The organism is Micromonospora sp. NPDC050695 (assembly GCF_040654415.1).
GTDB lineage: Bacteria > Actinomycetota > Actinomycetes > Mycobacteriales > Micromonosporaceae > Micromonospora.
This window is the reverse complement of record NZ_JBFAHZ010000034.1, coordinates 55466-63527: the sequence shown is the minus strand read 5'-3', so window position 1 is coordinate 63527 and position 8062 is coordinate 55466. Positions and strand designations below refer to the sequence as shown.

Annotated in this window: 8 protein-coding genes and 2 tRNA genes; 3 read left to right on the top strand and 7 right to left on the bottom strand. The window is 69.1% G+C overall.

The genetic code is table 11. The annotated features are described in order from the left end of the window. Window positions 1–552: 552 nt before the first annotated feature. Window positions 553–777, top strand: coding sequence for a hypothetical protein (locus tag AB0H52_RS22735; RefSeq protein ID WP_151491614.1), 225 nt, complete (start codon window positions 553–555; stop codon window positions 775–777). 3 nt (window positions 778–780) lie between these two features. On the opposite strand, the gene AB0H52_RS22730 is transcribed toward AB0H52_RS22735, so the two are convergent. After that, window positions 781–1578: a carbon-nitrogen hydrolase family protein gene (locus tag AB0H52_RS22730; RefSeq protein WP_151491615.1), complete on the bottom strand. Its 798-nt coding sequence runs from the start codon at window positions 1576–1578 to the stop codon at window positions 781–783. Between the two features lie 39 nt (window positions 1579–1617). Continuing rightward, window positions 1618–2451 carry an EamA family transporter gene (locus tag AB0H52_RS22725; protein WP_357949784.1) on the bottom strand — a complete coding sequence of 278 codons (834 nt, stop codon included), beginning with the start codon at window positions 2449–2451 and terminating at the stop codon, window positions 1618–1620. 41 nt (window positions 2452–2492) lie between these two features. On the opposite strand from AB0H52_RS22725, the gene AB0H52_RS22720 reads away from it, so the two are divergent. Further along, window positions 2493–3119, top strand: a complete 627-nt coding sequence (locus tag AB0H52_RS22720) for an XRE family transcriptional regulator (RefSeq protein ID WP_357949781.1) — start codon at window positions 2493–2495, stop codon at window positions 3117–3119. 24 nt (window positions 3120–3143) lie between these two features. Here AB0H52_RS22720 and clpX read toward each other — a convergent pair whose 3' ends face one another. From clpX to AB0H52_RS22695, 5 genes are all read right to left on the bottom strand, one after another. Further along, window positions 3144–4439, bottom strand: a complete 1296-nt coding sequence (clpX, locus tag AB0H52_RS22715) for an ATP-dependent Clp protease ATP-binding subunit ClpX (protein WP_110567768.1) — start codon at window positions 4437–4439, stop codon at window positions 3144–3146. A 211-nt stretch (window positions 4440–4650) separates the two neighbouring features. Further along, a complete protein-coding gene (locus tag AB0H52_RS22710) occupies window positions 4651–5313 on the bottom strand; it encodes an ATP-dependent Clp protease proteolytic subunit (protein WP_121652300.1) in 663 nt (220 codons plus the stop codon). Window positions 5314–5323: 10 nt separating this feature from the next. Then, window positions 5324–5965, bottom strand: a complete 642-nt coding sequence (locus tag AB0H52_RS22705) for an ATP-dependent Clp protease proteolytic subunit (RefSeq protein ID WP_007464111.1) — start codon at window positions 5963–5965, stop codon at window positions 5324–5326. Between the two features lie 194 nt (window positions 5966–6159). Continuing rightward, window positions 6160–7506 (bottom strand): trigger factor, encoded by a 1347-nt coding sequence (gene tig / locus AB0H52_RS22700; protein WP_151491618.1) that lies wholly within the window; start codon window positions 7504–7506, stop codon window positions 6160–6162. Window positions 7507–7637: 131 nt separating this feature from the next. Continuing rightward, window positions 7638–7711, bottom strand: a tRNA-Pro gene (locus AB0H52_RS22695). Between the two features lie 258 nt (window positions 7712–7969). Between AB0H52_RS22695 and AB0H52_RS22690 the strand changes: the two genes are divergently transcribed. Continuing rightward, window positions 7970–8043 (top strand) — tRNA-Gly (locus AB0H52_RS22690). Window positions 8044–8062 lie beyond the last annotated feature (19 nt).

Genomic DNA, 8062 nt, shown 5'->3' with positions numbered 1-8062 from the left:
TATAAATCATAATTGGCACTGGCTTTACAAGCACCCTGTTGAGTTCTCAAAGAACAACCACACACCGATCAGAAGCCCCACATTCCGTGGAACCCCGTTTCGGGGCAACCGCTCAAACCTACTTGGTCGAACTTTCATTGTCAACCTCGTATCCGAGGTGATCAATTTTGCTCGTCCGGACCCACGATGACGCACGCCGTATCCAGCGGTCGCTACTGTCGTGGGAAGCCGCAGACCGGCCGATCGCCGCTTCGCGGCTCTCTGCCCGGCTCCTGCCGGCTTCAGAACTCTACCCGGTCGGCTTCGCGTTCGCAACTCCGTATCCGGAGTGTTCCGCACCGCCCGATCCTCAGTCTCGCTCGGCGTTTCCGCCACGAGCCTGGCGCCCGATCTCGGCCGGTTTGTCCGGCCTCCCCCGTGCAGAGAGAAAGTTACGCGGACGGCCCGGAGAAGGCAAATCAGGGTTCATCACTGGTTCGGCCGAGCGCCAGGGGCGGCACTCGTCGGCGTAGCCGGCGACGCGAAGCCACCCGTCGTGCCAGAGTGTCAGGCATGGATGAGTACGGACCCCGCACCACGGTGGTCGCCGAGGAGGCGCTGCTCGGTCTCCTCCTGCCGTTCTGGCAGTTGGTGATCGGCGCGGTCGTACTGGTCGTGCTGGTGCTCTCGGTGGGACGGCTCGCCCGCCGGGGCCCGTCCAGGATGACCACGGCGCTGCTGGTCACCGCAGCGGCGATCGCCGGTCTCACGGTGATCGGCGTCCTGCTGCAGGGCTGAGCCTCAGAGCCGGCGGTTGGCCAGGCTGGGCAGCTCGGCCCGGATGGCGGCGAGCCGGTCGAGGTCCAGGTCGGCGACGGACACCCCTGGGCCGTCCGGCAGTTGGGTGAGGACGGTCCCCCACGGGTCGACCACCATGCTGCGGCCGAAACACGTACGGCCGGGCTCGTGGTCCCCGGTCTGGCCCGCTGCCGCCACGAAACACTGGTTCTCGATCGCCCGGGCCCGCAGCAGGACCTCCCAGTGATCGCGGCCGGTGTGCATCATGAACGCGGCCGGGACCACCAGGAGCTGGGCGCCACCGTCGGTGGCGAGTGCGCGGTAGAGCTCGGGAAAGCGCAGGTCGTAGCAGATCGACAGGCCCACCCGCAGGCCCTCGACGTCGACCACCACCGGTTGCGCACCGGGTGCCACGCTCGCCGACTCCCGGTAGGAGACCCGGCCCGGAATCTCCACGTCGTACAGGTGGATCTTGCGGTAGCTCGCGGCCAGGCTGCCGGACCGGTCGAAGACCAGCGACGTGTTCCAGGTGCGCTCCGGGTCCGGACCGACCTCGTGGAACGACCCGGCCACCAGCCAGATGCCGAGGCGCCGGGCGACCCCGGCGAAGAAGCTGCCCACCTCACCGTCGACCGGCTCGGGCTCGGGCAACCTGTCGGCGGGGCCGAGGTAGTCGACGTACTCCGGTAGGACGGCGAGGTCCGCGCCGCCGGCGGCGGCGCGTTCCAGCAGGACCTCCGCGGCGGCCAGGTTGGCCTTGCGGTCGTCCCGGGCGTTCAGCTGGCAGACGGCGACGCGCATGATCCCAGGGTACGGCCGCACGGGCCGACGCGGACAGGGTCAGATGCTGGCCAGCACCAGAGCGCCGGCGGCGAATCCGAGCCCGGCGACCTGGACCGGGCGCAGCCGCTCCCGATCGACGGCGAGGGCGAGCAGCACGGTGCTGGCCGGGTAGAGCGCGGCGATCGCCGCGACGATGCTCAGGTGGCCGCGTGCCGCCGCCGCGAGGAACAGCGCGTTGGCGGCGCTGTCGAGCAGGCCGGCGACCGCCGCCCAGACCAGTACGCGCCGGTCGAGCCGCAGCCGTACCCCGGTGCCGGCGGCCAGCGCGAGCCCAAACGCGATCGAACTGGTCCGCACCGCGGCCACCGGCCACATGCCGGCGTTCTCGTCGGCCTGGCCGAGCAGGGTGAAGAAGACACCGAAGAGCGCCCCGGCGGCGAGGGCGAGCCCGACCAGCCGGGTCGGAACGGCTCGGCGGCCGCCACCCTCACCGAGGCTGACCAGAGTGATCGCCAGCACCGCGAGGCCGGCGCCGGTCAGTGCCGGGGCACCCGGGAAGCTCGCGGTGAACAGGCCGGCGACGATCGGCACCACGGCGGCGGTGATCGCGGTGACCGGCGCGACGACGGCCATCATCCCGCCGGCGAGCGCCCGGTAGAGAAGCATGACCCCGGCCGCGCCGGCCACTCCGGCGACGAGCCCCCAGGCGATGTCCCCGGCTGTCGGGGTGCCGGGCACCACCAGCACCAGGACGACCAGCAGCGGCACGCTCAACAGCTGGGAGACCACGGTCACGGCGATCGGGTCGGCGCGGCGGGACGCCTTTCCGCCGGAGAAGTCGGCGGCGCCGAACGCGATCGCGGACACCGCGGCGAGGACAATGGGTAGCATCTGTCTGTCGTACCATAATAGTGACCGCGAAGGATAGTTTAATGACCGACACCGGGGGCGACCGGGTGGGCGCGGTGACGTCCGCGGTCGCCCGGCAGGTACGCGACCTACGGGCCGCCCGAGGCTGGTCCTTCGAGGAACTGGCCGGCCGGTCCGGGGTGAGCAAGGGGATGCTCGTGCAGATCGAGGGCGCCCGGACCAACCCGAGCGTCGGCACGCTCTGCCGGGTCGCCGACGCGTTCGGCGTCAACATCGCCCACCTGCTCGAACCGGCCGAGGAACACACCGTGAAGATCACCCCCGCCGCCGAGGCGCCCCTGCTCTGGCAGGGTGAGCACGGCGGCACCGGCCACCTGCTCAGCGGACTGGGCGGGCCGGACCTCGTCGAACTCTGGGACTGGCGGATGGCGCCCGGAGAGGCACACCGCTCCCTCGACCACCCGCGCGGCACCCGCGAGGTGCTGCACGTGCTGGACGGCGCCGTGATCGTCCGGGTCGACGGCCGGGACCACCCCGTCCGCGCCGGCGAGACCATCGAGTTTCACGCCGACCGGGAACACGGCTACCGCAACGACACCGACGAGCCGACCCGGCTGATGATGGTGACGGTCACCCCGTCGGGCGAGTGGGACCGCCGAACGCGATCACGCCGGCCGCGTCAGGAATGAGCGACCGGCGTGCTGCGGGGAGGATCAGGCCGACTTCTCCTCGCGGTCCCGCCGGGCCCGACGCCCGGTGAACTCGCGCGGAACGATCGTCGGGTTGACGTTCTCCAGGACCACCTCGCGGGTGATCAGCACCCGGGCGGCGTCCGGGTTGCTCGGCACCTCGTACATCGCGGAGAGAAGGACCTCCTCGATGATGGCCCGCAGACCACGGGCACCGGTGCCGCGCAGCATCGCCTGGTCGGCGATCGCCTCCAGTGCCGGCTCGTCGAACTCCAGCTCGACCCCGTCCAGCTCGAAGAGCCGCTGGTACTGCCGGACCAGGGCGTTGCGCGGCTCGGTGAGGATGCGGACCAGGGCGCTGCGGTCCAGGCTGCGCACGTTGGTGATCACCGGGAGCCGGCCGACGAACTCGGGGATCAACCCGAACTTGAGCATGTCTTCCGGCATGACCTGGCTGAAGATGTCATCGGTCGACCGCTCGGACACCGACCGGAGCCGGGCACCGAAGCCGGTGCCGCCCTGACCGGTGCGGGACTCGATGATCTGATCCAGACCGGCGAACGCGCCACCGCAGATGAACAGCACGTTGGTGGTGTCGATCTGGATGAACTCCTGGTGCGGGTGCTTACGACCGCCCTGCGGCGGCACGTTGGCAACCGTGCCTTCCAGCATCTTGAGCAGCGCCTGCTGCACACCCTCGCCGGAGACGTCCCGCGTGATCGACGGATTCTCCGACTTACGGGCGATCTTGTCGACCTCGTCGATGTAGATGATGCCGGTCTCGGCGCGCTTGATGTCGTAGTCGGCGGCCTGGATCAGCTTGAGGAGGATGTTCTCCACGTCCTCGCCGACGTAGCCCGCCTCGGTCAGCGCCGTGGCGTCCGCGATGGCGAACGGGACGTTCAACATCCGGGCGAGCGTCTGCGCCAGGTGGGTCTTGCCGCACCCCGTCGGACCGAGCAGCAGGATGTTGGACTTGGCCAGCTCGACGGCGTCACTGCCGGAGCCCGGCGCACCGGCCGCCTCGGCCTGGATGCGCTTGTAGTGGTTGTAGACCGCGACCGCGAGCGCCTTCTTGGCCTGGTCCTGCCCGACGACGTAGTTGTCGAGGAACTGGCAGATCTCCATCGGCTTGGGAAGCTCTTCCCACTTCACCTCGCCGGACTCGGCCAACTCCTCTTCGATGATCTCGTTGCAGAGATCGATGCACTCGTCGCAGATGTAGACCCCAGGGCCCGCGATGAGCTTCTTCACCTGCTTCTGCGACTTACCGCAGAAGGAGCATTTCAGTAGGTCGCCGCCGTCACCGATCCGTGCCACCTACGTTCTCCCTGCACTCATCGGCCGGAGACCCGGCCCTGACCTGCGGACGCTGCGCTCCGTCCGGCTCCGTTCACCCCGCCGGCCCAACCGGCGAAGCGGTACGGACCCGACGTTACCCGCTGACGGGGCATTCTCCGACCCCCAAAACGGGTGTGTCAGAGGTCGGCCGGGAACTTCACGCCCCGGCCAACCTCTGACCCGGTACTGCTCAGCTAGCCGCGTTGGCGGCCAGCAGGCCCTTCTTGCGGCTGGTCAGGATCGTGTCGACCAGCCCGTACTCCTTGGACTCCTCGGCCGTCATGATCTTGTCACGGTCGATGTCCTTGCGAACCTGCTCGATCGGGCGGTTGCAGTGGCGGGACAGCATGTCCTCCAGCTGCGTCCGCATCCGCAGGATCTCTCGGGCCTGGATCTCGATGTCCGAGCCCTGCCCGTAGCCGCCCTCGGTGGCCGGCTGGTGGATGATGATCCGCGAGTTCGGCAGAGCCATCCGCTTACCCGGCGTACCCGCCGACAACAGCACCGCCGCCGCGCTGGCGGCCTGCCCGAGGCAGACCGTCGAGATGTCCGGGCGGACGTACTGCATGGTGTCGTAGATCGCCGTCATGGCCGTGAACGAGCCACCGGGCGAGTTGATGTACATGATGATGTCGCGGTCCGGGTCGGTGCCCTCCAGCGTGAGCAGCTGGGCCATCACGTCGTTGGCCGACGCGTCGTCCACCTGCACACCGAGGAAGATGATCCGGTCCTCGAAGAGCTTGTTGTACGGGTTCGACTCCTTGACCCCGTACGACGTGCGCTCGACGAACGACGGCAGAACGTAGCGGTTGTGCACGGCCGCGAACTGGGGCGGCAAGCTCAGATCGGTCATCGTCAGCTCCTCAGCTCAGGGTCCCGGCGCCATCCGGAACCTGAGCGGCCCCGATGATCACCTTGTCGATGAAGCCGTAGTCCATGGCCTCCTGGGCGGTGAACCAACGGTCCCGGTCCGAGTCCGCCTCGATCTGCGACTGGCTCTGGCCGGTGTGGTGCGCGACCCGCTCCTGGAACATCCGCTTCGTGTAGAGCATCTGCTCCGCCTGGATGGCGATGTCGGACGCCGTACCGCCCAGGCCACCGGACGGCTGGTGCATCATGATCCGGGCGTGCGGCAGCGCGTACCGCTTGCCCTTGGTGCCCGCGCAGAGCAGCAGCTGGCCCATCGAGGCAGCCATGCCCATCGCCACGGTCGACACGTCGTTGTCGATGAACTGCATGGTGTCGTAGATCGCCATGCCGGAGTAGACCGAGCCACCCGGCGAGTTGATCCACAGGTTGATGTCGCGGTCCGGGTCCTCCGCGGCGAGCAGCAGCAGCTGCGCGCAGATGCGGTTGGCGACCTGGTCGGTCACCTCACTGCCCAGGAAGATGATGCGCTCCTTGAGCAACCGGTTGTAGACCGAGTCGTCGAGGTTGCCAATGGAGTCGCCACCGCGCGCGTCAATCGCCCGGAGCGACTTCTTGGGGATGTGCATGTCGGTCATGGCAGCCCTTCGCTCTCCGTACCGTCTTTCCCGACACTAACCGCTGTGCGGGGCGGCAGAGTCCCGGTCGGGGCACTGTTCGCTCTCAGCGCAGCTGTGTCGGGCGCACCCGCGGCGCGGGCGTCCGGGCATACCCCGGAATGGATTCGGCCGCCGTCCACCGCGCAGCGGCGGACGGCGGCCGCACCCGACGATCAGTGCTCGTGGTTGTGCTCCGCCTCGTTGGCGGCGCGCAACGCGTCCAGGGTGACCTCGTTGCCGGCCGAGTCCTTGATCGTGATGCGCTCCATGACGGCCGCGAGCGCCTTGCCCCGCCGCACGTCACCGAAGACCGCCGCGGCGGCGCCGGAGCGCACCAGCTGGTCGTAGTACTGCTGCGGAGCCATCCCGGCGCGCTGCGCCCGGTGCACGATCTCGTGCCCGAACTCGTCGTCGGAGACCTGCACGTCCTCGGCGTCGGCCAGCGTGTCCAGCAGGAGCTGCACCTTGACGCCCTCGGTCGCCGCCTCGGTCAGCTCGGCGTCGATCTGCTCCTCGGTCTTCTCCTCGGCGGCCAGGTACTCCTCCAGGGAGGCGCCGATCCGCTCCAGCTGGTCGACCATCGCCTGCTTGCGGCTGGCGACCTCCTCGCGGACGACGCCCTCCGGCGCCGGCACCTCGGCGGCCTCGACCAGCTGCACCAGGGCCTTGTCCCGAGCGGCGTAGATCTGCTCGACCTGCTTGCCCTGGGTGACCCGCGCCCGCAGGTCGCCGCGCAGCTCCTCGATCGTGTCGAACTCGCTGGCCATCTGGGCGAACTCGTCGTTCAGCTCCGGCAGCTCCTTCTCCTTGACCGTGCGCACGGTCACCGCCACGTCGGCGTCGCGGCCGGCGAAGTCGCCGCCGACCAGTTGGGTGGTGAAGGTGGTGTCCTCACCGGCGGCGAGGCCCACCACGGCCTCGTCGAGGCCCGGCAGGAGCTGCTTGCTGCCCACCTCGTGGGAGATGTTGCTGGCCTGGCCGCCCGGCACGTCCTCGCCGTCGACGGTGGCGTTCAGGTCGATCTGCACGTAGTCACCCTCGGCGGCCGCCCGCTCGACGGTCTTGAGGGTGGCGAACCGCTCCCGCAGGTTCTTCAGCTGCTCGTCGATCTCGCTCTCGTCGATCTGCAGCTCGTCGACGGTCACCTCGATGGTGTTCGCGTCGGGCAGAGTGATCTCCGGGCGGACGTCGACCTCGGCGGTGAAGTTCAGCGAGTCACCGTCGTTGAACTCGGTGATCTCGACCTCGGGACGCCCCAGCGTCTTCAGGTCGTGCTCGCGCACCGCGGCGAGGATGTTCTCCGGGATGGCGTCCTGGACCGCCTCGTTGAGGACGGTGCCCCGGCCCACCCGCTGGTCGATGACCGCGGTCGGCACCTTGCCCCGACGGAAGCCGGGAACCTGGACCTGCGAACCGATCTCCCGGTACGCCTTCTTGAGGCTCGGCTCGAGCTCGACGAACGGCACCTCGATGGCGAGCCGCACGCGCGTCGGGCTCAGAGTCTCGACGGTGCTCTTCACAGGCGTACTCCTTGACGGATCTCAGTTGAGTCTGGGCGTGATTCAGCCCATCGAGTGTAGGCGAGCCGGCCTGACGCACCGGCAGCGCCCGGGACCGCGCGCTGCCGGGACGACCCGGCGGCGGACGACAGTCGGGGTGGCGGGATTTGAACCCACGGCCCCTCGCTCCCAAAGCGAGTGCGCTACCAAGCTGCGCCACACCCCGTGGCGACGTGCAGTCTATGCCGTCGACGCGCCTGAGGCGGTGCCGGGGCCGCACCCACCCGGACACAATCCCCCGAAAGCCCGCAAGCGTCCGCTGCAAGATCCGCGCAACGTCCCGGATGTAGTGGCCTCCGGGCGGGCGAAGACCACTACATCCCGGATGTTGTGTGGATCTTGCGCCGGGCCGGGTGGCGCGGCTGCGCGGTCGGCAGAGTGATTGGGTACGCTGTCCGCGCGCCCCGTTTCGGCGGGGCCGAGCGCGGGCGTAGCTCAATGGCAGAGCTTCAGTCTTCCAAACTGACGGTGCGGGTTCGATTCCCGTCGCCCGCTCCACGAATTCCGGCCCAGGTCA